General features: G+C 40.3%; 23 protein-coding genes. 6 read left to right on the top strand and 17 right to left on the bottom strand.

What is annotated here, in order from left to right:
- Positions 1-2 precede the first annotated feature (2 nt).
- The 9 genes from rpsS to rpsL form a co-directional block, all read right to left on the bottom strand.
- The gene (gene rpsS, locus CHX27_RS10760) at positions 3-281 is read right to left on the bottom strand and encodes a 30S ribosomal protein S19 (RefSeq protein ID WP_094486786.1); all 279 of its coding nucleotides are present in this window, start codon (positions 279-281) and stop codon (positions 3-5) included.
- Positions 282-287: 6 nt separating this feature from the next.
- On the bottom strand, positions 288-1,112 hold the full coding sequence (gene rplB / locus CHX27_RS10755; RefSeq protein WP_094486785.1) for a 50S ribosomal protein L2: 825 nt from the start codon (positions 1,110-1,112) through the stop codon (positions 288-290).
- Positions 1,113-1,126: 14 nt separating this feature from the next.
- Entirely contained in the window at positions 1,127-1,420 is a 294-nt protein-coding gene (gene rplW / locus CHX27_RS10750) for a 50S ribosomal protein L23 (RefSeq protein WP_094486784.1), read from the bottom strand.
- A gap of 7 nt (positions 1,421-1,427) precedes the next feature.
- Positions 1,428-2,057 (bottom strand): 50S ribosomal protein L4, encoded by a 630-nt coding sequence (rplD, locus tag CHX27_RS10745; RefSeq protein WP_094486783.1) that lies wholly within the window; start codon positions 2,055-2,057, stop codon positions 1,428-1,430.
- Positions 2,057-2,674 (bottom strand): 50S ribosomal protein L3, encoded by a 618-nt coding sequence (gene rplC / locus CHX27_RS10740; protein WP_094486782.1) that lies wholly within the window; start codon positions 2,672-2,674, stop codon positions 2,057-2,059. The genes rplD and rplC overlap by 1 nt, the downstream gene beginning before the upstream one ends.
- A 277-nt stretch (positions 2,675-2,951) precedes the next feature.
- A complete protein-coding gene (gene rpsJ, locus CHX27_RS10730) occupies positions 2,952-3,257 on the bottom strand; it encodes a 30S ribosomal protein S10 (RefSeq protein ID WP_091141407.1) in 306 nt (101 codons plus the stop codon).
- Between the two features lie 11 nt (positions 3,258-3,268).
- Positions 3,269-5,425 carry an elongation factor G gene (fusA, locus tag CHX27_RS10725; RefSeq protein ID WP_094486780.1) on the bottom strand — a complete coding sequence of 719 codons (2,157 nt, stop codon included), beginning with the start codon at positions 5,423-5,425 and terminating at the stop codon, positions 3,269-3,271.
- Positions 5,426-5,431: 6 nt separating this feature from the next.
- The gene (gene rpsG / locus CHX27_RS10720; RefSeq protein ID WP_094486779.1) at positions 5,432-5,908 is read right to left on the bottom strand and encodes a 30S ribosomal protein S7; all 477 of its coding nucleotides are present in this window, start codon (positions 5,906-5,908) and stop codon (positions 5,432-5,434) included.
- 22 nt (positions 5,909-5,930) lie between these two features.
- On the bottom strand, positions 5,931-6,314 hold the full coding sequence (gene rpsL, locus CHX27_RS10715; protein ID WP_007136570.1) for a 30S ribosomal protein S12: 384 nt from the start codon (positions 6,312-6,314) through the stop codon (positions 5,931-5,933).
- Positions 6,315-6,439: 125 nt separating this feature from the next.
- Between rpsL and CHX27_RS10710 the strand changes: the two genes are divergently transcribed.
- From CHX27_RS10710 to rlmB, 5 genes are all read left to right on the top strand, one after another.
- Positions 6,440-8,110 (top strand): BamA/TamA family outer membrane protein, encoded by a 1,671-nt coding sequence (locus tag CHX27_RS10710; RefSeq protein ID WP_133063460.1) that lies wholly within the window; start codon positions 6,440-6,442, stop codon positions 8,108-8,110.
- A 99-nt stretch (positions 8,111-8,209) separates the two neighbouring features.
- The gene (locus tag CHX27_RS10705; protein WP_094486777.1) at positions 8,210-11,362 is read left to right on the top strand and encodes a SusC/RagA family TonB-linked outer membrane protein; all 3,153 of its coding nucleotides are present in this window, start codon (positions 8,210-8,212) and stop codon (positions 11,360-11,362) included.
- A gap of 10 nt (positions 11,363-11,372) precedes the next feature.
- On the top strand, positions 11,373-13,094 hold the full coding sequence (locus CHX27_RS10700; protein WP_094486776.1) for a SusD/RagB family nutrient-binding outer membrane lipoprotein: 1,722 nt from the start codon (positions 11,373-11,375) through the stop codon (positions 13,092-13,094).
- 12 nt (positions 13,095-13,106) lie between these two features.
- Complete coding sequence (locus CHX27_RS10695; protein WP_094486775.1) at positions 13,107-14,015, top strand: hypothetical protein; 909 nt, start codon at positions 13,107-13,109, stop codon at positions 14,013-14,015.
- 65 nt (positions 14,016-14,080) lie between these two features.
- On the top strand, positions 14,081-14,818 hold the full coding sequence (rlmB, locus tag CHX27_RS10690) for a 23S rRNA (guanosine(2251)-2'-O)-methyltransferase RlmB (RefSeq protein ID WP_094486774.1): 738 nt from the start codon (positions 14,081-14,083) through the stop codon (positions 14,816-14,818).
- Here rlmB and CHX27_RS10685 read toward each other — a convergent pair.
- Positions 14,815-15,552 carry a rhomboid family intramembrane serine protease gene (locus CHX27_RS10685; RefSeq protein ID WP_094486773.1) on the bottom strand — a complete coding sequence of 246 codons (738 nt, stop codon included), beginning with the start codon at positions 15,550-15,552 and terminating at the stop codon, positions 14,815-14,817. The genes rlmB and CHX27_RS10685 overlap by 4 nt on opposite strands.
- Before the next feature lie 319 nt (positions 15,553-15,871).
- Between CHX27_RS10685 and CHX27_RS10680 the strand changes: the two genes are divergently transcribed.
- Entirely contained in the window at positions 15,872-17,149 is a 1,278-nt protein-coding gene (locus CHX27_RS10680; RefSeq protein ID WP_094486772.1) for a replication-associated recombination protein A, read from the top strand.
- 5 nt (positions 17,150-17,154) lie between these two features.
- Here the strand turns inward: CHX27_RS10680 and CHX27_RS15350 are convergent, their stop codons facing one another.
- The 7 genes from CHX27_RS15350 to CHX27_RS10645 all read right to left on the bottom strand — a co-directional run bounded on the left by CHX27_RS15350 (position 17,155) and on the right by CHX27_RS10645 (position 23,626).
- Entirely contained in the window at positions 17,155-17,901 is a 747-nt protein-coding gene (locus CHX27_RS15350; protein WP_133063459.1) for a hypothetical protein, read from the bottom strand.
- Positions 17,862-18,563 carry a YjjG family noncanonical pyrimidine nucleotidase gene (locus CHX27_RS10670; RefSeq protein WP_094486770.1) on the bottom strand — a complete coding sequence of 234 codons (702 nt, stop codon included), beginning with the start codon at positions 18,561-18,563 and terminating at the stop codon, positions 17,862-17,864. Before CHX27_RS10670 ends, CHX27_RS15350 begins: the two co-directional genes overlap by 40 nt.
- Positions 18,564-19,271, bottom strand: coding sequence for a RadC family protein (gene radC, locus CHX27_RS10665; RefSeq protein ID WP_094486769.1), 708 nt, complete (start codon positions 19,269-19,271; stop codon positions 18,564-18,566).
- 36 nt (positions 19,272-19,307) lie between these two features.
- Positions 19,308-20,669: a UDP-N-acetylmuramate--L-alanine ligase gene (locus CHX27_RS10660; RefSeq protein ID WP_094486768.1), complete on the bottom strand. Its 1,362-nt coding sequence runs from the start codon at positions 20,667-20,669 to the stop codon at positions 19,308-19,310.
- A gap of 10 nt (positions 20,670-20,679) precedes the next feature.
- Positions 20,680-21,189 (bottom strand): tetratricopeptide repeat protein, encoded by a 510-nt coding sequence (locus CHX27_RS10655; protein WP_133063458.1) that lies wholly within the window; start codon positions 21,187-21,189, stop codon positions 20,680-20,682.
- A gap of 169 nt (positions 21,190-21,358) precedes the next feature.
- Positions 21,359-22,189 (bottom strand): hypothetical protein, encoded by an 831-nt coding sequence (locus CHX27_RS10650; protein ID WP_094486766.1) that lies wholly within the window; start codon positions 22,187-22,189, stop codon positions 21,359-21,361.
- A gap of 18 nt (positions 22,190-22,207) precedes the next feature.
- Positions 22,208-23,626: a RagB/SusD family nutrient uptake outer membrane protein gene (locus CHX27_RS10645; RefSeq protein ID WP_094486765.1), complete on the bottom strand. Its 1,419-nt coding sequence runs from the start codon at positions 23,624-23,626 to the stop codon at positions 22,208-22,210.
- Positions 23,627-23,629: the final 3 nt, after the last annotated feature.

The raw sequence follows: 23,629 nt of genomic DNA, 5'->3' as shown, positions 1-23,629 counted from the left end.
GCTTATTTTTTACCTTTATTTTTAGCACCGGCATGACCGCGGAACGAACGTGTTGGTGAAAACTCACCTAGTTTGTGTCCTACCATGTTCTCAGTAACGTATACTGGAACAAACTGGCGACCATTGTGTACTGCAATTGTTTGACCTACGAAATCTGGAGTAATCATCGAAGCACGAGACCACGTTTTGATTACAGCCTTATTTCCTTTCTCGTTATTTTCTAATACCTTTTTCTCTAATTTATAGTGAACAAAAGGTCCTTTTTTTAATGAACGTGCCATCTCTTATTATTTCTTTCTACGTTCTACAATGTACTTGTTGCTCGGATTTTGATTAGAACGGGTTCTGTATCCTTTAGCAGGTAAACCTTTTCTAGATCTTGGGTGTCCTCCAGAAGAACGACCTTCTCCACCACCCATCGGGTGATCGACAGGGTTCATCGCTACTGGTCTTGTTCTTGGACGACGACCTAACCAACGGCTGCGACCGGCTTTACCGCTCACGATCAATTGGTGATCCGAGTTTGAAACTGCACCGATAGTTGCTGAACAAGTCAACAAAATCAAACGAGTTTCACCGGATGGCATTTTAATTGTTGCATATTTTCCGTCACGAGCCATAAGCTGCGCGAAAGTACCAGCAGAACGAGCAATAACAGCTCCCTGACCTGGGCGTAACTCAATACAAGAGATTACAGTTCCCAGAGGAATTTGCGACAATGGCATCGTGTTTCCGATCTCTGGCTGAGCAGTTGCACCGCTCATAACCGTTTGACCTACTTGTAAACCATTTTGTGCAATTATGTATGTTTTCTCACCATCAGCATACGCCAATAAAGCGATAAAAGCAGTTCTGTTTGGATCGTATTCGATAGATTTCACAGTAGCAGGAATTCCCGCTTTTGTTCTTTTGAAATCAATAACACGATAACGTTTCTTATGACCACCACCTGTGTAGCGCATGGTCATCTTTCCTTGACTATTTCTACCTCCAGATTTTTTTATCGGTGCGAGTAATGAACGCTCCGGCTTATCAGTTGTAATAGCGTCAAAACTATTCACAACTCTAAAACGCTGACCCGGGGTAATAGGTTTTAATTTTCTAACTGACATTGTTCTGCCTTGTATTAGATGTTGTTATTATATAAATCGATTGTTTCACCTTCAGCGATTTCGACAATTGCTTTTTTAATCGCGTTTGTTTTGCCGTGAATCATTCCGCTTTTGGTGTATTTTGTAGAGCGATCTGGACGAACGTTCATTGTGTTCACACTAACTACAGTTACTCCGTAAGCAGCTTCAACAGCTTTCTTAATTTGCACTTTATTAGCGCGACGCTCCACTACAAAGCCATACTGGTTCAAAACCTCGCTTTGTTTGGTAACTTTTTCAGTTACAATTGGCTTAACTAGGATCTCCATTTGCGTCTTATTTATTTAAATTCTCTACAATTCCTTCCAAAGCGCTCTCTAAAACCACTAAAGAATTAGCGTTAAGAATGCTGTAAGTGTTTAATTCTGAGGTTGTTACGACAGAAGTAGCCTTCAAATTGCGTGAGGACACATATACATTATTATTAGACTCGCCCAACACGAACAAAGATTTTTTACCTTCTAACCCTAAAGCTTTCAGGATGTTAATAAAACCTTTAGTGCTTGGAGCGTCTAGTGTAATGTCCTCAAGAACGATTAAAGACGCCTCATTTGCTTTAATACTTAAAGCCGAGCGACGTGCTAAACGCTTTAAATTCTTATTCAATTTGAAAGAATAGCTTCTTGGTCTAGGACCAAAAATAGTACCTCCTCCTTTGAATACAGGGCTCTTTACAGAACCTGCACGAGCAGTACCTGTACCTTTTTGTTTCTTGATTTTGCGAGTAGAACCTGTAACTTCGTTACGCTCTTTCGCCTTGTGTGTTCCTTGACGTTGGTTCGCAAGATATTGCTTAACATCTAAGTAAATGGCGTGCTTGTTAGGCTCAATTCCAAAAACTGAATCAGATAGCGTAATTGTTCTACCTGTTTCTTTTCCGCTGGTATTTAAAACTTTTACTTCCATTACTTCTGAATGATTACATAAGAGTTTGTGTGACCTGGAACGCAACCTTTAACAAGAAGTAAGTTCTTCTCCGCCATCACTTTTAAAACTCTAAGGTTTTGGACTTTTACATTTTCGCCACCCATACGGCCGGCCATACGCATTCCTTTGAATACGCGAGATGGGTAAGACGATGCTCCGACAGAACCTGGAGCTCTTAAACGGTTGTGCTGACCGTGCGTAGACTGTCCAACACCTCCAAACCCGTGACGTTTAACAACGCCCTGGAATCCCTTACCTTTCGAAACACCTTGAACATCCACAAATTCTCCTTCTTCGAAGATTGTAACATCAATGATGTCTCCTAATTTTTGTTCTGTTGCAAATTCTTGAAACTCGACAACTTTCTTTTTAGCAACAGTTCCCGCTTTCTTGAAATGACCAAGAGCAGCTTTTGTACTGTGCTTTTCAGTTTTGTCATCGAAACCAAGTTGCAACGCTTCATACCCGTCGACCTCTTTGGTTCTGACTTGGGTAACAACACATGGTCCAGCTTCGATAACGGTGCAAGGAATATTCTTCCCGTTCTCGTCGAAGATGCTGGTCATGCCGATTTTTCTTCCAATTAACCCAGACATATTAAATTAGTTATAAATTATTAAATTTGAGAATAGCGCATACTACTCCCAAGAGAGCGCGCAAAAGTAATATTTTTATTTTGTAATGCAAACTATTGATATTCCTTTTTTTAAGAAGTTTTCCTAACAACTTAAAAAAGTCCAAAACTGCCATAAAAAACTCGTGTTTCGACCTTCCGCAAGTAACAACTTCGGCAAAAAAGAACACAGTACATTTTCTTCAAAAAAAAATCCGCCGAACTGTGTCCGACGGATTTGACTTATTGCTTACGAAGCATCACACTTTAATTTCCACTTCAACACCGCTAGGCAATTCAAGTTTCATTAATGCGTCGATAGTTTTCGAAGACGAAGAGTAAATATCGATCAATCTCTTGTACGACATTACTTCAAATTGCTCACGCGCTTTCTTGTTTACGTGTGGCGAACGCAACACAGTAAAAAGTTTTTTGTGTGTTGGAAGTGGAATTGGACCAGTAACAACAGCTCCGGTACTTTTCACAGTCTTCACAATTTTCTCCGAAGATTTATCAACCAACATATGGTCGTAAGACTTCAATTTTATTCTGATTTTTTGACTCATTTTCTTAAGAATTAAGCGTTACCTTTTGCTTTTTTGATTACCTCTTCAGAGATGTTTGAAGGTGTCTCAGCGTAGTGCGAGAACTCCATAGTTGAAGTTGCACGACCGGAAGAAAGGGTACGTAAAGTTGTTACATATCCGAACATTTCCGAAAGTGGCACATTTGCTTTGATAACCTTAGAACCAGCTCTGTCGCTCATATCGTTCACCTGACCACGTCTTCTGTTGATATCACCAACGATATCACCCATGTTTTCTTCAGGAGTTAATACTTCAAGCTTCATGATTGGCTCAAGGATGATTGCACCTGCAGCTTTAGCTACCTCTTTGTAACCCATACGCGCTGCTAATTCGAAAGAAAGTGCATCCGAGTCAACAGGGTGGTATGAACCATCCAAAAGAGTAACTTTTAAACTATCTACTTGGTAACCAGCCAAAGGACCTGTTTTCATAGCTTCACGGAAACCTTTCTCAACAGCCGGAACGTATTCTTTTGGTACGTTACCCCCTTTAACTTCGTTAACAAACTGTAATCCATCTGGAACTTTTCCATCCACTTCATCAGCAGGCTCAAGACGGAATACAATGTCACCAAATTTACCACGACCACCCGATTGTTTTTTGTAAACTTCACGGTGTTGTGCTGATTTAGTAAACGCTTCTTTGTATTCTACTTGTGGCTCACCTTGGTTTACTTCAACCTTGAACTCACGCTTCATACGATCGATCAAGATATCTAAGTGAAGCTCACCCATACCCGAAATGATTGTTTGGCCAGACGCTTCGTCAGTACGAACGGTAAACGTAGGATCTTCCTCAGAAAGTTTTGCCAACGCCATACCCATTTTATCCACATCAGCCTTAGTTTTAGGCTCGATAGCGATACCAATAACCGGCGCCGGGAACTTCATTGATTCCAAGATAATTGGATTCTTCTCGTCGCAAAGAGTGTCTCCAGTTTTGATATCTTTAAATCCAACTGCTGCTCCAATATCACCTGCTTCGATAAATTCGATTGGGTTTTGCTTGTTTGCGTGCATTTGGTAGATACGAGAGATACGCTCTTTATTACCTGAACGTGTATTTAACACATATGAACCTGCATCTAAACGACCTGAGTACGCTCTAAAGAAAGCTAAACGACCTACGAATGGGTCAGTTGCAATCTTGAAAGCTAAAGCCGCGAAAGGCTCTTTTACGTCAGGACGACGCATAATTTTCTTTTGATCTTCTTCTAACAATTCAGAATCGTCAGGGTGAATACCTTCGATACCTTCTTTATCTAAGGGAGATGGAAGATATTTACAAACTGCATCAAGCATGAACTGAACGCCTTTGTTTTTGAAAGAAGAACCACACAACATCGGAATAATAGCCATGTCGATGGTAGCAGCACGAAGTGCATTGTTGATTTCCTCCTCAGTAATAGAATTTTCATCTTCCATATACTTATCAAGAAGGTTCTCATCGTACTCGGCTACTGCTTCGATAAGCGCTGAACGATATTCCTTAACTTCATCAACCATATCCGCAGGAATGTCTACGATATCAAAAGTTGCTCCTTGAGTTTCATCATGCCAAATGATCGCCTGATTCTTCACCAAGTCAACTACTCCTTTGAAATCAGCTTCTTCACCGATAGGAAGTGTAATTGCAACTGCATTAGATTTCAACATATCGCGAACTTGCTGACATACAGCCAAGAAGTTTGAGCCTTGACGGTCCATTTTGTTCACGAAGCCCATACGTGGCACTCGGTACTGATCTGCAAGACGCCAGTTGGTTTCTGATTGTGGCTCAACGCCGTCAACCGCTGAAAACAAGAACACCAATCCGTCGAGAACGCGTAATGAACGGTTTACCTCTACGGTAAAGTCAACGTGTCCGGGAGTATCGATGATGTTAAAGTGGTATGGTTTAGATTCTGGAATAACTTTACCTTGTACAGTTGGGAAATTCCATTCGCAAGTTGTAGCTGCAGAGGTAATGGTAATACCACGCTCTTGCTCTTGCGCCATCCAGTCCATGGTAGCAGCTCCATCGTGTACCTCACCAATTTTATGCGACTTTCCTGTGTAGAACAAGATACGCTCAGTGGTGGTTGTTTTACCCGCATCAATGTGCGCAGCAATACCGATATTTCTAGTATATTTAAGATCTCTTGCCATTTCCGATTAGAATCTAAAGTGTGAAAACGCTTTGTTAGCTTCTGCCATTTTGTGAGTATCCATTCTCTTTTTAACCGCAGCACCTTCTTCTTTAGCAGCAGCTAAAACTTCGGCAGCAAGTTTTTGAGACATCGATTTTTCGTTTCTGCGGCGCGCGTAAAGGATTAACCATTTCATTGCCATAGAAATCTTGCGATCTGGTCTGATTTGCATTGGAATTTGGAATGTTGCTCCACCTACACGACGGCTACGTACTTCTACGTGCGGCATCACATTAGTTAATGCATCTTTCCAAATCTCTAAAGCTGATTTTTCAGCGTCTTGCTTCTTGTTTTCTACGATATCAAGCGCATCGTAAAACACTTTAAAAGCGGTAGATTTTTTACCATCCCACATCAAATTGTTCACAAAACGTGTAACTAATTGATCGTTAAAACGAGGATCTGGTAAAAGAGGTCTCTTTTTTGCCTGTCTTTTTCTCATGTCTTTTTCTTAAAAGTTTGAATTACTTTTTAGCTTCTTTTGGGCGTTTAGCACCATACTTAGAGCGTCTTTGTGTTCTACCAGCAACACCAGATGTATCTAGTGCACCGCGAACAATGTGATAACGAACTCCAGGTAAGTCTTTTACCCTTCCTCCCCTAACTAATACTATCGAGTGCTCTTGAAGATTGTGTCCTTCACCAGGAATGTACGCGTTTACCTCGTTCCCATTAGTCAAACGTACACGCGCAACTTTACGCATTGCAGAGTTTGGTTTCTTTGGCGTTGTGGTGTAAACACGAGTACAAACTCCTCGTCTTTGTGGACAAGAATCTAATGCAACCGATTTACTCTTCTTAGTTATCTGGGTTCTTCCAGTTCTTACTAATTGTTGAATTGTTGGCATAATTAATACTACAAGTTTCTAAAATTTCTAAATTCCCGCTTTTTACGGGGTTGCAAAGGTAGAAATAATATTTATGCTTCCAAATCTTAAACTATTAATTTTCAATACAATTCTAAAACAAGGGTTTGCAAAAGATTTTCCGATACTTTTACGTTATGGGTAGTATGACACCAAAATCGGCTTATTTAGTGCTTTTCTTGCTACTGCAAACACTGATGTACGGCCAAAAAACCGTTTTGATAAAAGTTAATTTTCCCGATAAAAAGATAGAGCGCACACTAAAAATCCCTGCCAAAGTATCCGATGAAGACCGGCTACAGCAATTCACAGATTCTTTAAGGCAATCGGGCTATTTGTTTGCCAGCTGTAAATCGAGCATCATTGAAAAAAACAGCATTCTTTTTGAATGTGAATCTGGAACGAAATTTAATACCGTTCAAATCGACTTAAGCTCGATAACACCCTATCTAAAAGAACAAGCGGAAAGTATATTGATGAAACCCGCCGAGCTGCCTGCTTTTATGGAATCAATCACTGCTAAACTTCAAGATCAAGGAATGGCACTTGCTGGTTTAAAAACGGTGGTTACTGAAGAGCGCGCTGATCAAGTTTTTTTAAAAGTGGAGATTTCGAATACGACGGTACGAAAAATTTCAAATTTAATCTTTGCAGAAAATACCGAGATTCCTAAAAACGTTTTAAAACACTTAAAAGCCCGCTATCGGAAAAGCATTTTCAACGATAAAACCATTTCTAAAATCGAAGCAGAAATCAACAACTTGAAATTTGCTCGGATTGCGCGTAAAAGTGAAGTCTTGTTTACCAAAGATTCGACACTCCTATATATATACGATGAGAAAGTACGAAATAATCGATTTGAAGGATTTGCAGGACTACAAAACGCAGACAATAAATTGGTGGTAAATGGCTATTTAGATCTAGCATTGGTCAATATTTTAAAGTCTAGCGAAGAATTTCAGTTAAACTGGAAAACCGACGGACAAGAACAACGCAATTTCTTTTTCTCTGGTACCCTACCCTATCTTTTCAATTCGAACTTAGTGCTACGAGGTCAGCTAAACATTTTCAGGCAAGACAGCACTTTTCAAACTTCAAAATCGGCGATAGAAATTGGTTATCTACTCAAACACAATTCCCGGGTATTTTTAGGATATGAAAGTGGAGAATCCAGTGATATTCAGTCGCAAAATAGCGAAACACTACAAGACTTTCGCAGCACATTTTACACGGTTGGTTTCGACTTTAGTAGAAACGCAAAAAGTGATGATTTTTTTCGGTACACGGATTTTGTAAACTTAAAATTAGGCTTAGGGAAATCGGTTCGTGAAACCAACGAGGTGAATCAAACTTTATTAAGACTTACTGGAAGCTACAACATAGCCTTTTCTGCAAAAAGCAGAGTTCAAATAAACACCGACAACCACTTCTTAGGATCGAAGAGAATTCTTGTGAACGAATTGTATCGTTTCGGTGGTTTTAACTCGATCCGCGGATTGAATGAAAATGTTTTGCAAGCCCACAGCTTTACCTCGCTTATGAATAATTATTATTATTTGGTAGCTCCAAACTTAAATGTTCAAATTTTAAGTGATTTTGGATATTTCAGTGATCAAACAACAAATATTTCAAAAACGGTATTCGCGGCAGGTGCCGGATTTGTTTTGGCTACCAAGAATGGTATTCTGAATTTCACTTATGCTTTTTCGCGATTATCAGGCACAGAAAACTCGTTACGCAACGCATTGGCACACATTAGCTTTAAGAGTTATTTTTAAGCTTTTAATGAAAGATGTGTAAATTTCTTACAATTTTTAGTGTTTCGTTAAGATTTATTTACGACTTTTGGGTAAGTAAACTAATCCAAAACCTAAGTAATGAAAATGAAACTAACCAGCTATCTCGCGCTGCTACTATGTTTAGTTGCGGAGATTACTTTTGCGCAACAGCGCACCGTAACCGGCGTTGTTTCGGACAGCAAAGGACTTCCCATACCGGGAGTCTCAGTTGTTGAAAAAGGAACGACCAATGGTACACAAACTGATCTTGATGGTAAGTATTCCATCAACACCAGAAACGAAAAAACTCTTGTATTTAGTTTTATTGGTATGAAAACAAAGCAAGTTGTTGTTACTGGCAATGTGGTGAATGTATCACTTGAAGATGAATCTGTCGAACTTGAAGGTGTTGTTGTAACTGCATTCGGTATTAAACGGAATCCAAGAGATTTGGGATACGCCGTAAGTACCGTGAAAGCAGCCGAACTTACTGAAGTCTCTGAACCTGATGTTACGCGTGCACTGAACGGAAAAGTTCCAGGTGTGAACATTAACGTATCTACGGGTGTTGCAGGTGCTGCAAATCAAATTACAATTCGAGGGGTTAATACATTAAACGGCGATATTCAACCCCTAATTATTGTGGATGGAATTGCATACAGTAATCCCGAAGTAACTACATCTAGCCAAACAACTGGCGGAGGTGGCTACCAGTCTGGATTATCGAGCATTGACCCTAATGACATTGCGTCTATGACTGTTCTTAAATCTATCCCCGCGGCAGCTCTTTACGGATCTAGAGCTGTGAACGGTGTAATCGTAATCACCACGAAATCGGGAAGTGCTCGTGGAAAACGAGATAAAAAGCTTGGTGTTACGGTAAGTAGCGGGACATATTTCGAGAATATAGCTAATTTACCCGAATATCAGAATAAGTATGGCGCAGGAAGCAACTTCAATTATGCTAGCGCAAATGGATCATGGGGACCAAGATTCGGAACTATAACCGAAATTCCGACATGGGCGCCGATTTTAGCAGCTTTTCCGGATCGATTCGGACCAACGGTTCCCTATGTCGCTAAACCAAACAACGTAAAAGATTTGTTTCGAACAGGAACCGTAAACGATCAAAGCGTTAATTTAAGCTATGGCTCAGAAGAAGGATCGTTTAACTTAACATTGTCCGACTTAAATCAAAACGGCTACATTCCGTACAACACATTTGATAGGACAGCGATTTCTACTGGTGGAACTTTCAAATTGAAAAATGGCATTACAGTTGGCAGCAACATGTCGTACACAAAAACAGAGCAAGTTGGTGGCTTCTTTGGTGAAAATCAATTTGATGGTTCTTCATCCTCATTTGCTCGAACCATGATCTTAGCGCGTAACTGGGACTTCAACCTTCCATATAAAGATCCGCTGACAGGAGCATCGGTGACTCCTCTTGAAGGGCAGTTCGATCATCCGCTGTGGAGTTGGGAAAACGATCAAATCAAAACTGAAACCAATCGAACCGTCGCTGGATTTAATCTTGCATACAGCTTTAACAAGAATATTTCAGCTTCTTATCGTTTGGGATACAACCGTTACGAGTTGGAACGAATGGAAATTAGAGACATAAATTCGCGTGCTAACGGAGGTGTCGGTTCTTTAACTACAGATGAATTTACGACTGCAGACCTAGAGCAAACGCTATTGGTAAACTTCGACTATCAACTTACCGATGATATCGCTTTATCTGCAATTACAGGTACAAACATCTTGAACAATACAACCGACCGTATAGTTTACCAAGGTAACGACATGATTTTGCCTGAACTTTTCAATATGCGTAATGTTGAAACCATTACGAACTTGATTGATTCCAAAACAAAAAGAAGAAATGTTGGATTCTTTGGTGATTTGACATTATCTTATAAAAATTATTGGTTTGTTAACCTTACGGGAAGAAACGACATTTCTTCTACCTTACCGAAAAACAACTACTCGTATTTCTATCCTTCATTTTCAACATCCTTGATTTTAACCGATGCTTTAAAGATAGAAAGTGATGTTCTGAATTTTGCAAAAATACGCTTTGGTATTGCAAGAGCAGGTCGCGATGCTGCAGCAGAATTTCTGAACAAACCCTATGTTATCGGTAATCCATTTAATGGAACTTCAACGATCCGAAATCCAGACTTCTTGGCAAACCCAAACGTAACTCCCGAGTTTACAACTGAAATCGAATTGGGAACTGATTTAGAATTTTTTAAAAGAAAAGTCATTCTTGATTTCACTGTTTATCAGAAAACAACAACAGATTTGTTGACTCCTATTACAGTACCTGGCTCAAGTGGTTATGCAGAATTTAACACTAATGTCAGCGAAATGGTTAATAAGGGTATTGAAATTGGTTTGAATGTGACTCCACTTCAAAGCGAAAATTTCAAATGGAACGTGTTTACAACGTTTACTAAAAATGAGAACGAAGTGACTGAATTGATTGAAGGATTAGAACGCTACCCGATTGATGTAAATCAGGTTGCATACGTCGCGAAAGGGCAGCCTTTTGGGGTCTTTTACGGAACGCGATTTGCAAGAGATGAGGAAGGTAATTTTCTGATTAATCCAAATGGAGGAGGTATCATTCAGGACCCTACTCCTGGCATTATCGGCGATCCGACTCCTGACTTTAAGATGAGTTTTATCAATTCCCTTTCCTATAAAGGATTTACTTTAAGAACACAATTTGATTGGAGACAAGGTGGCGATATTAAATCATCAACTATCGAATCTTTATTGGGTCGAGGCGTAACTCGTGACACTGAAAATCGCGAACGTACATTTATTATTCCGGGTTTTTATGGAAACAGTGATGGGACGCCTATTTTAGATGCGAACGGAAATAAGATTCCAAACACCGTTCAATTGGGAATGAATGAGTTGTATTTCTCTCCAAATGGCGGAAATACCTTTGCGATAAATTCTGTCGACGAAGCTAGTATTTATGACGGAACCGTATTCAGATTACGTGAGGCCAGCTTAACTTACGACGTTCCTAAAAAATGGTTAGATAAAACCCCTTTCGGAGCTATTTCGTTTGCATTTATCGGAAGTAACTTATGGTATCATGCCCCTAATGTTCCCAAATACACAAATTTCGACCCGGAGGTTACCAGTTTTGGCGGAACGAACCTGCAAGGAATTGAAGTTCAATCTGCTCCTACTGCGAAGAGATACGGATTTAAGTTAAATGTAACTTTCTAATTAAAGCGCTATGTATACTATAAAATATAAACTGAGTTCACGCATTGGAGCCTATGCACTCGCTCTAGGCGTACTTTTTTCATCTTGTCAGGATTTTCTTGATGTGGATAAAGACAACGATAATCCAACAAATGCGCCACTTTCGCTGCTATTAACCGGTAGTCAAGTTGATTTAAACAACCTTACTAATTTTAATGTAAACGGCGGAACTATTCTTTCTGTGTACACACACCAAACTACAACTCGGGAAGAATACGACCAATACGGTCTAAAAGTTGACAACATCAACATGCTCAACGATTGGAATGCTGTGTATTACACTTTACTTAATATCAACAACATTATTTCCAAAGGAACTGAATCAGGCGATCTGGTTTATGTGGGAATTGCGCAGATTGAGAAAGCCTATATCATGTCGGTTGCTGTTGATTTATGGGGTGATGTACCTTATTCGGAAGCCGGGCAACTAGAATCAGGTATTATTAGTCCGAAATTCGACGAGCAAAGAACTATTTACAATGAAATCTTTGCTCTATTAGACACCGCTAAAGAGAATATTAACTCCGGAGAAGGTTTAAACCAGCCGGGTAGTGACGATTTAATTTATGATGGAGATACAGACAAGTGGATACGTTTTGCCAATACGTTCAAATTGAAATTATATAATCAAATTAGAAAAGTATCCGATTTTGACACTGCAGGATTCAATGCGCTGGTCGCAGAAGGTAACTTCATGACTTCTAGTGCCGACGATTTTGAATTTAAACATTATAATGTATTAGCTCCCGTCGACGAACGTAACCTGTTGTTTTTAGAATCTTACAATTCTACCCAATTTGGCAGCTACCAATCGCCTTGGTTCTATGAAATTATGAAAGGAGTTAATCCGAACATTCACAATGGAAATAGAGACCCTAGAATTCCTTACTACTTCTTCAATCAATTGCAAGCAAACCAACTACCGGTTGATCAAGGAAATCCAGAAACAGGAGATCCAGTTGCCGACTATTGGGATGCTGGTACCGGATTTTTCTCTATTCGTTTTGGTTCTGTAGGACCAAATGTTAGCTTCAGCGCTGAAAACTCATACACGTATCCAGGAATTTTCCCTGCGGGAGGTCGCTATGATGATGGTGAAGGAGCGAGTGTAAATGTTTTGATGGCCGGGACTACAGATCGTCCGACTGGAATTGCACCACACCGAATTTTAACCTACGACGAATTCCTGTACATTCAAGCTGAACTTATTCATGTTGGCTTAATGTCAGGTTCTGCATCTGCCAAATTAAGAGAAGCTATGGAAGCGTCTTTTGCTAAAGTAGATCAAGTTGTTGCAGCTAACGATGCTCCGCAAGATGTTCCTGTATTAGCTGGCACTACTGCGGCAAATACATTTATTGACAACGTTATCGATGAATTCAATAGTGCTGGAAACAATAAGAAACTGGAGATTATTATGACTCAAAAATGGGTAGCTACTTATGGCGATCCAATGGATCAGTATAATGATTACCGAAGAACGGGCTTCCCTGTTCTCGCCGACCCGCTTGCTCCGTCGCCAGAATACCAACTCGATAACGGAGACGATTTTCCGTTAGATGATGCCGATACGGTTTTGAGTAATCCATATCAATTCAGTTGGTTTTGGCCTGTGAACGAGTTAAATGTAAACTCTAACGCGCCCGCACAGAAAAATCCGGCGAGCTACAAAATATTCTGGGACATAGACTAAAAAGCAAAAAAAATGAAAAAAATACAGTTATTTTTTCTCGCACTTTCCACAGCTCTAACGCTGTCGGGGTGCGAAACCGACGGCGGCGATTCAAAATTGAATCTGATCGAAGCGGCCGTTCCTGATATTACAATTAACGATACCTCAGATGAGATTATTAATCTCGTGGCGGTTACTAACGGTGGAGACATAAACCTTTCTCTTACTTTAGATAAAGGCTTTGGCAAAGTATCCTCGATGGATGTGGTATTGTTTTACTACAAATCTGACGGATCTGTTTTTAGATCGGTGCTTCAATCGGGAATAACAGAATTTCCTGCTACAGTTTCGATTACGAAAAACAGCATTTTTGATGCGTTTGAGCAAATAAACGTTCCCGCGGATTTCGAAGTTGGCGATGAACTATTGATTACTGCCGACTTGACTCTTCCAAACGGAACAGTTATCAAAATGTATAACGACGATGGCTCTAGAAATTTTGGTGCTAATGTGGCAAATTCGGCGGTTTACAGTGTTTCACAATCGTTTTTGGTTTCTTGTCCATCGGATTTAGGTGGTACCTATAACTACTCTACCACAGATGCATATGAGCCAGGCGGAGCATCGGTTGCGGGTCCAATAACGGGCACCGTTACATTTACTGCTATTGGCGGTGGTGCGTATGAAATTTCAGATGCTTCTTTTGGCGGATGGGAAGCCATTTATGGGCCTGGAAATATTTCAGAAGGAGTAACCTTAGTAGATGTTTGTAATACTATTCAATTTGGAGGAAACGATCAGTTTGGAGACACATACACGATGAGTAATCTGGTTGTTAATGGTGCTAGTTTATCGTTTAGCTGGACGAATACTTATGGCGAAGGTGGTGAGGTAACACTTACAAGACCCGACGGTAGTCCTTGGCCGCCCTTATCGTTATAAACAACCCTATTTTTAAATTCTACAGCCCGCGGCACTTGCTAGCGGGCTTTTTTTATCTTTGCCGCATGCAAAATTCAGAAAATATTTTTGGCGTTCGCGCTATTTTGGAAGCAATACAAGCGAAAACGACAATCGATAAAGTATATATACAAAAGGACAGCAGTAGCGATTTGATGAAAACGCTCGTTAACACCTTAAACAGGGAGCGTATTTCTTATTCACAAGTTCCGTTGGAAAAACTAAACAAATTAACGCCCGGAAACCATCAAGGCGCTGTGGCGACAATTGCTCCCATTGATTTTCTGAGTTTAGAAACACTAGTGGAAAAAGCACTTGAAACAACTTCGAATCCGCTTTTTTTGATTTTAGATCAAATTAGCGATGCCCGAAATTTCGGAGCCATCATTCGAACAGCATCGTGTACGGGAGTTCACGGAATTATAATCGGAAAAAGTGGAGCTGCTCCTGTAAACGGAGATACCGTAAAAACCAGTGCGGGCGCGGTTTTTAATGTTCCGATTGCCAAAGTAGATCACATTAAAGACGCTATATTTTATTTACAAAGCAGCGATTTTCAAGTAGTAGCAGCTACAGAAAAAACAAATGCTTTGGTTTATGATGTTGACTTCACAAAACCTTCTGCGATAATTATGGGTAGTGAAGACCGCGGAATTAACCCAAGTGTTCTAAAAATTGTTGATGCGACGGCTAAACTACCGATGCACGGAACCATAGAATCGCTTAATGTTTCGGTGGCTTGCGGTGCTTTTTTGTATGAGGCGATTCGGCAGCGTCTTGCCTAATTCGACTCTTCTTTCTTGGGTTTGAAATCGTAAATTATCTGAAATTCAGGACTAGCTTCTGGCTCGGGTTCGGGCGGTGGTGGGTTTACGAAATTTCCGTTTTCGTCGAATCGTTGCATGAATTTATCGGTCGATGGGTCGTAATCGGGTCGTTGCCATTCGTATTGGGGCTCGATGATCGGATTGTAATCGGCGTATTTTTTGGTTAGGAATAAACCAGCGATGAAACCCGACAAGTGACCTTCCCAACTAATGCCTGCATCGGCTGTTGGGAACATATACCAAATACTACTTCCGTAGAAAAAGATTACCAGAAAAGACAACGCAACCAAACGGTAATGCTGCACTTGTAAGCCTTTGAAAATAAGAAACGACGCAACCACATAAATTAGTGAGCTGGCGCCTAAATGATAAGAAGGCCGACCGATTACCCAAGTGATGATTCCGGAAAGTAAAATACCAATGACAACTACTTTTAGTGCGAGTCGGCGGTAGAAATACATCAATGCCGTAAGTAAAGCGAGAAGCGCCACGCTGTTATTGGCTAAATGTTCGATATCGGCATGAAGAAAAGGGGCACAAACGACACCTGCCAGACCGGTGAATGTTCTTGGGTTGAGCGAGAACGCCACGAAAGTGGTATTTAAAAACTCTTCGATGCCGAAAACGAGCCACAGCACACCTACGAATAGTAGCGGAAAAAGCCAAGTTGCAGGTGTAAATTTTAAATTCATGGCGCTGTATAGCTAGATTTACTTATTGAAAGCAAAAACGAGTCCGATTTTTAATGAACTGCTTTTTTGTCAGGTTTGATTGTGGGAACGATTGCCCTAGCCCGCATAGCAACGGAAAGCTTTGTGTGCTTGCGCTTGTGTTTTGACGGCAGCTGCACACGCGACCGAAGGAAGCGCTTTGCGGCGCCAGACAAAACCAAACGCAAGTGCACAAACTTGCAGTGAATAGGCGGATTAGCTACTGGGAAGTATTAAGAGGAGAGTATTAAGTATTAAGACAGGAGTATTAAGATTTATGAAATAGAATTACTTTTACGGTATGGATATACCTTTAGCTGAACGTTTGCGGCCGAAGCATTTGCGGGACTATATTAGCCAGCCCCATTTGGTTGGTGCAAGTGGGATTTTGACTAAGTTTATTGAAACGGGTGTGGTTCCGAGTTTGTTGTTTTGGGGACCTCCGGGTTCGGGAAAAACAACTTTAGCGCAACTTTTGGCGGCGGAAACGACGCGACCGTTTTATTCGTTAAGTGCTGTAAACGCAGGTGTGAAAGACGTTCGTGAGGTTATTGATCGGGCGAAACGCGGTGGTGGAATTTTTGATCCGCAAAAACCACTTTTGTTTATAGACGAAATTCATCGGTTTAGCAAATCGCAACAAGATTCGTTGTTGGAAGCGGTTGAAAAAGGTTGGTTGACCTTAATTGGCGCTACGACAGAAAATCCGAGTTTTGAGGTTATTCCTGCCCTTTTGTCGCGTTGCCAGTTGTATGTTTTGGAGTCTTTTGGCGTTCCGGAAATGGAAACTTTGATTCGACGGGCATTGGCGGAAGATGTGTTATTGAAAACGCGGCAAGTAAAGATTGAGGAAACAACGGCTTTGATGCGTTATTCGGGCGGAGATGCACGAAAATTATTGAATTTGTTGGAACTGGTTGTGTTGTCGCAAACTTCGGAGCCTGCGATTATTAATGATGCTCAGGTTTTAGCGGTGGCGCAGCAGCAAATGTCGCGGTATGATAAAAGTGGTGAGATGCATTACGATGTAGTTTCGGCTTTTATTAAATCGATTCGCGGCAGTGATCCGAATGCGGCAATTTATTGGTTGGGACGCATGTTGAGCGGCGGTGAAGATGTGAAATTTATTGCTCGACGATTGGTGATTTTAGCCTCGGAAGACATTGGGAATGCCAACCCAACGGCTTTGGTTTTAGCGAACAGTACTTTTCAGGCGGTTTCGGCAATTGGCAATCCGGAGAGTCGGATTATTTTAGCCCAATGTGCGGTTTATTTGGCTAGCAGTCCGAAGTCGAACAGCACTTACGTTGCTATTAATGAGGCTTTGGCACTGATTGAGAAGCTTCCGCCGTATGCAGTTCCGCTGCATTTGCGCAATGCGCCCACGAAATTGATGAAAGAATTGGGCTACGGAGAAGAGTACCAATACGCACATTCGTTCGAAGGAAACTTTGCTTTTCAGGAATATTTACCGGAGGAGCTATCGGGCACGAAGTTTTACGAGCCGGGTACTAATTCTCGGGAAACGACAGATCGTGCGTTTTTGAAAAAGCGTTGGGGCGATAAATACGGCTATTAACGATTTTACTGCGGGAGTTTTACATCGTAATTCAGGGTTACCTTTCTATTTGTTTCATAGTATTCCAACAATAGCTTTCCAGCATTGTAAAAACCAATTGCAGGTTTGGTATCGAGAAAAGCTAAAAACACATTTTGTTGTGATGTAATTTGCAGCTGTATCACTATATTATTTGCTGTGACTAAAGTATAGCCACGCGAATTTTTGGTAACTGTTATATCGCTTTTAGATTCGCCTTTGTCTGTTTCTTCATTATCCGCGATAGTATCAGGACTTTCTGTCGATGTACTTGAGCCTTGTATTTGATTTTTACGCGCTAATGACTTCAGTTTCGGCAATATATTGAGTATCGCTTCTTCTAGTGCTTCACGATAAGCTTGTTCGTAATCTTTATCTTTGCTACTTCCCACTTCACTTTGAAGGACCACTTGATTTTGGCAATCTAACACGTCTATCCTGAGTTTAGAAATAAAAGCGCTTTTTATACGCACCACCTTTAAGGTAAAATTATAACAAGCATTAAGAGATACTTCGTCTGGAAGTATATCGCTACTATAATAAGCAGCGTAGCCGTATTCAACTAGTTTTGTTTTAAGCACAGTACTGATACGGTACTGATTTTCTTTGGTTTGCCATTCGAATTGCGTAGGTACTATAAAGGTGTTTTTCTGCGCGACAGAGGTGGAACAAACGAAAATTAGAAGGAATAGGGCTAGAATTTTTCTAGCATTTCTGGTATTTGAGATAAGCATGATATTTTTTTATTGATGTTAGACAAGTTTTCAGGGTCGAAAAGTAGCGCGTGCAGCCCGGCATTTAGTGCTCCGGTGTAATCGGCGATTTCACAGTCGCCAATCATAATAGATTCGTTTGCTTGTGCTTTAGCGCTATTTAGTGCGTGCTGGTAAATACGTTTGTCGGGTTTTTTGAATCCGACTGATTCGCTATGCGTTATCGTAGTGAAAAATCTCTGAATATTCGCCTGCTGCATTTTTTTGAGCTGTACCGATTCGAAACCATTGGTGATGATGTGCAACTGAAAAGTACTTTGTAGTTTCTGAAGTACATCGGTGGCATATGGAAACAAAGACGCGAAATTTGGTAATTCGTTGATGTAAATTTCTGATAGCTGTGCTACTTCAGTATCTGCGACATTGAAATTCAACCGATCAAAACTATCTTTAAATCGGCGGTAGCGCAATTCGTGTTGTGAGATGAGATTATCGCGGTAAAGATCCCACAAAGCCTTATTAATGGGAACATAAATAGGTAAAAACTCGGATACCGAAATGCCACGCTGTATCATATTCAATTCATCGAATGCTCGTTCAAGTGCTTTTGCTGAATTGGTTTCGAAGTCGTACAAAGTATGATCGAGATCAAAGAAAATATGCTGGATTTGCTTGGTTTTCATTTAGATTTCGGGCATTTCTTCTTCCCGTTTAAAGCTATAATAATTATTTGAAGAAACAATGATGTGGTCGAGTACGGCGATATCCAGTTGCTTCCCGGCGATTGCGATTTTTTGAGTGATTTCAAAATCTTGTTTGCTTGGGCTAACGTTTCCTGATGGATGGTTGTGTGCCAGTATTATAGCAACCGCTGAGAGTTGCAATGCTTGCTTGAAGATGACACGAATGTCGACAACCGTACAAGTAAGCCCACCACTGCTTATTTTTACAGAACTGAGAATTTTATTTGCGTTGTTTAGATAAACGACCCAGAATTCTTCGTGCTCGAGATAACCAATAAGTGGTTTTAGGTACTGATACATCTCGTTGCTTGATTTAAATGTTTTTTGTTCTTGTGCGGCTTCGAGTTCTCGGCGGCGTCCGAGTTCGAAAGCGGCTAAGATGGCAACGGCTTTAGCGGTACCAATTCCTTTAAACTTTTTTAGATCTGTTAGCGACTGATTTGCGAGGACATGTAATTTGTTGTGATGAACATTAAGCATGTGTCGAGCTACGGCTACGACCGATTTACTTTTAAAGCCACTTCCAAGGATAATGGCTAGTAATTCAGAATCGGATAGTGCGTTTACACCTTTTGTGCTTAGTTTTTCACGGGGCTGTTCGGATTCGTGCCAAGTATTAATTGGCCCTTCGTTTATTAAATCGTACATCTGTATGGCTTTTAAATAAGCCTAAAAGTACGGTTTTTATGCTAATCTTGATTTTAATTTTCCAAAATCAATAGCCCCATAATTCCCGGAACTCATTAAAAGTAGAACCGAATTTCTTGATTCTAGTGGAAGTTCGGAAACATAATTTCGGAAATCCTCTGCGGAGGTAAAAACAATTAAATCGGTTCGATCGAATGCCTTCTTAATGTCTTCAGGACTAACTTTTGTCATCCCTTTAATTTTTAGCGCTTCCAAGTCGTAAAATACCACAGCTGTATCTGCAAGTTCAAGCGCAGCCTTATACTGTACAAGAAACTCTGGGTTCAAGCTGCTATATGTATGTAATTCGAGACACGCAATAAAATTTACGCCTTGAAACTGCTTTTTTACTGCGGCAGTTGTTGCTTTTACTTTACTGGGCGCATGTGCAAAATCTTTGAAAATAGTACTTGTTTGGTTTCGGGCAACGAGTTCTAGTCGTTTTGATGCTCCTTTAAATGAAACGATGGCTTCATAGAAATCAGCTTCATCTACGCCCATACATTGGCAAACCCACTTTGCTGCGGCCAAATTACTGAGGTTATGTTCGCCAAAAACCGCTAGGGGTAAGTCGCCATGCGCAGTATTTAGGTATGTAATGCCGTTTTTGATGTTATAATTTGGAACTTTGTAGGGAATCATACGAATTGGATTTGTGCTTTCCTCAACGATGGTTTTTACGACTTCGTCTTGTTCGTTATAAATTAAAATCCCGCCTGGAGTAATTTTCGAAATAAAGATTCTGAATTGTTCTATATAGGAATCGAAAGTAGGAAATACATTGATGTGATCCCAAGCAATTCCGCTGATTACGGCAATATTTGGATTGTATAGGTGAAATTTTGGTCGCCGATCAATGGGTGAGGAAAGGTACTCATCGCCTTCGATTAAGAAAAATTCGTTTTCAGATTCTATTGAAACCATACGATCGAACCCTTCCAGTTGTGCACCCACCATATAATCGGTTGGTTTATCGCAGTAATTGAGAACATGTAATACCATTGAGGTGATTGATGTTTTTCCATGGGAACCACCAATGACTACACGTGTTTTATCTTTTCCTTGTTCGTATAAAAACTCGGGATAGGAGTAAATTTTTATGCCTAGTTCTTTGGCTCGTAAAAGCTCTGGATTATCTTCTTTTGCATGCATTCCGAGCACTACAGCGTCTAGAGAAGTTGAAATTTTCTCAGGGTGCCAACCGAGAATATTGGGAAGTAAACCCGCATTTTTGAGACGGGTCAACGATGGTTCGAAGATAGCATCGTCGCTACCTGTTATAGTTTCCCCTTTTGCATGCAGAGCTAGTGCGAGGTTATGCATGGCACTGCCTCCTATTGCGATAAAATGGATATTCATTTATTTGGTATTAACCTAGACTCTGCAATTTATCAAATTGCTTTGTAAGCTTGTATATGTTAATCAGTTTTTGTTTGGTTATTTTAGAATTACCGATTTTGTGGGCTTGCAGGTAAAAATTCTCGGCCTGTTTATATCTTTTGAAAAACTCTGCGATGCGACCTTTTGAAATGTATCCATCTACTGCAGAAATACTTAAAAGTTCATTTGCATACCTCTGTGCTTTTTTCTCGCTTCCTCCCACAATACCAGGTAATTCCAGATAGAGTTCAATGAGAGCATATCTAGCCTCAATATGATTTTTGTTTATCTTTAAAGCCGTTTCAAACGATTTTTTTATCTCGCCGATCATTGAAAGCGCCTTAATCTTATTACTACTTTTTGCTAACATACCTAATGCTCCTCCATACTTATAGTGATAATTTGCTACTTCTGGTCGTAGTTCCAAAATTCTTTTATAGCAGTTAACAGCCGCTTCCCAGTCTAGCATAGCACATGCAGCATCACCTTCTAGTTCCAATTTTTTAACTATAGACGAATCAACAGGATTACGTTGTTGCGCGTACGCGCTATGAACAGCAAATGAAAAATAGAAAAGATAAAGTATAAATCGCATAAATATAAAATAGAAGGGTTACACTGAAAACTCACTGTAACCCTAAAATTATTAAATAAAAACTATTTACAAATTACTGTAACACAGCAACTACTCTATAGGTAGCTGTAGCCGAAGTACCTCCGTTGCCAGCTCCAAATCTTAATCTGTAGGTAAACTCAAGCTCTTTCTGACATGCAGAAAAAGTACCTGAAAAACCTTCCACATAAATAAAACCATTAGCAGCGCCTCCGTCTAAAAGGAAATTCTGTAAGAAAGGCGGAAATTCAATTACAAAGTTTGAAGGGTCCGCATCATTTAGTGTCAATTTGGTTTGTGAGTCAGGACTAAAGTTATAAATATTCGACATTAAAATATCATTGGGACCTTCACCAGCAGTTACATCACTTGTATAAGTATCAATTACTGCACCAGCGGCATCATACTCAGTCACTGCATAAGTACCAAGAAACTCATCTCTTACTAAAGGACAAAATTGAAAAATTTCAAGCGAGAATACTGCATCCGTAGAAAGCACTTCGGCACCTTCAACAGAGTCTAGCTTTAAAACTAATGTACTGCCCGTGATGCTTGCAGCAGCATAGTTACCAGCAACTTTCAAATAGCCTACATACGAATTGGCAGGTATAACTAAAGAAGATTGATCGATAGTATATTGATCAGGTGTTGCGGTAGAACTTGGATCTACAGACACTGTAAATGTTCTTTCTTCTGGTGAGGCTACAGTAACGCCAACTTCTATAAGTGTAGACGAATTTGGAGTGTCTTGCACAAAATATGTATCAGTAGTGCCCGCAGTGAAATACGCGATTGTCCCATCTGAAACTTTGTACACCTCAGCCTCTTCCCCAGTACATCCAGCGAATAAAAGACCAAGAAAAAAGATTGAAAATATTTTTTTCATAAATATGATTATTAAAAATTAATAATTAGGATTCTGATCCAACCTCTGATTAACAAAAATAGCCTCCTGTGGAATTGGAAGTGTAAACCGGTAATCCCCCGCTTGTAAATCTTCCGCGAAAGAATTTAGAACAACGTCTGCAGGAAGCCTGTCAACACCAAGACCAAAGCGCTTAAGGTCGAAGAAGCGGTGTCCTTCGAAACAAAGCTCTCTTCTTCTTTCTGTTAAAATTAAATCCACTGCTACTTGCTGAGAATTAAAAGTGACATCAGGTAAGACAGTCGTTGAATTTGGATTAGTTCTTCGCGCTCTGCGTAATCTGTTTAACCATTCGGCAGCTAAATCAAGATCAGGATTTGCCTTTAAAGCATAAGCCTCTGCTAATATCAAGTACATCTCCGACGCACGCAATATCTTGATGTCATTTAAACCATAATTAGAAGACGAACCTGAATACTTACCAACTTTTAAATTAGCTGGCGTACTTCCGGACTCTTGGAGTGCTCCAATATTTCTGCGGTAATCACCCACCTGAAAAATAGAAAACAAACTATTTGATATGTTGAAATAGACTTCTCTGTTTGTATCCTGAAAAATTGTACCTACAGCACCGTCACCGGCAACTCTTTTCAATTCAAAAATAACCTCTGTTTCTTGTGCATCAGACCAAATACCTAAGTATGCAGCAGGTGTAGTTGCCAAAGGAACCGCTGCAGCTACTTGCTCTGCTAAAACAATTGCATCATCATATCTTTTCTCATACAAAGCAACTCTGGCGCGAAGAGCTTGAACGGCTAGAGGTGTTATACGTGTAATATCATCATTATTACTAATTTGATTTAAAGTAGTGTAAGCAGCAGCAAGATCCTCATTAATAAATGCAAAAACTTCAGATACTGTATTTCTAGGTAATTCTTCCAAGAAAAGTTCACGGTCGGCAATAACAACACCTAAAGCATTACCGTCGGTATAACTGGGAGCAAAAAAACGAAGCAACTCAAAGTGACAGAAAGCACGAATCGCGCGTAACTCAGCAGCAATTTTCGTCTTCTCAACAACTTCAGCATCAGTTACTGTAGGCACTCCGTCTAACCTTTCAAGAACAATATTTGCTCTTACGATCGTCACATAATAGCCCCCATAAATATCATCTACTTCGTTGGTACCCGAATTAATAGACCATGTATGGATTTGAATACCTTGTCCCCTGTTTTGCGGTGACCTACGGCATTCGTCGGTAAAATAAGCCGACCAAGAAATCGGCCTAGAACCACCAATTGCGCCATATACACCAGTTACCGCAAAACGAAGATCTTCCATATTCGTAATGGCGTTCGAATCGGTTATTTCATCGCGAGGACCTATGTCTAATACATTTTCGCATGAGCCTAATAATAATGCCGCAACTGCGATAATTAACAAATATTTACTTTTCATTTT

The sequence above is a fragment of the Flavobacterium aurantiibacter genome (genome assembly GCF_002251775.1).
GTDB classification, from domain to species: Bacteria; Bacteroidota; Bacteroidia; order Flavobacteriales; family Flavobacteriaceae; genus Flavobacterium; species Flavobacterium aurantiibacter.
The sequence above is the reverse complement of the archived record's forward strand: the minus strand, read 5'-3'. Positions and strand labels throughout refer to the sequence as shown.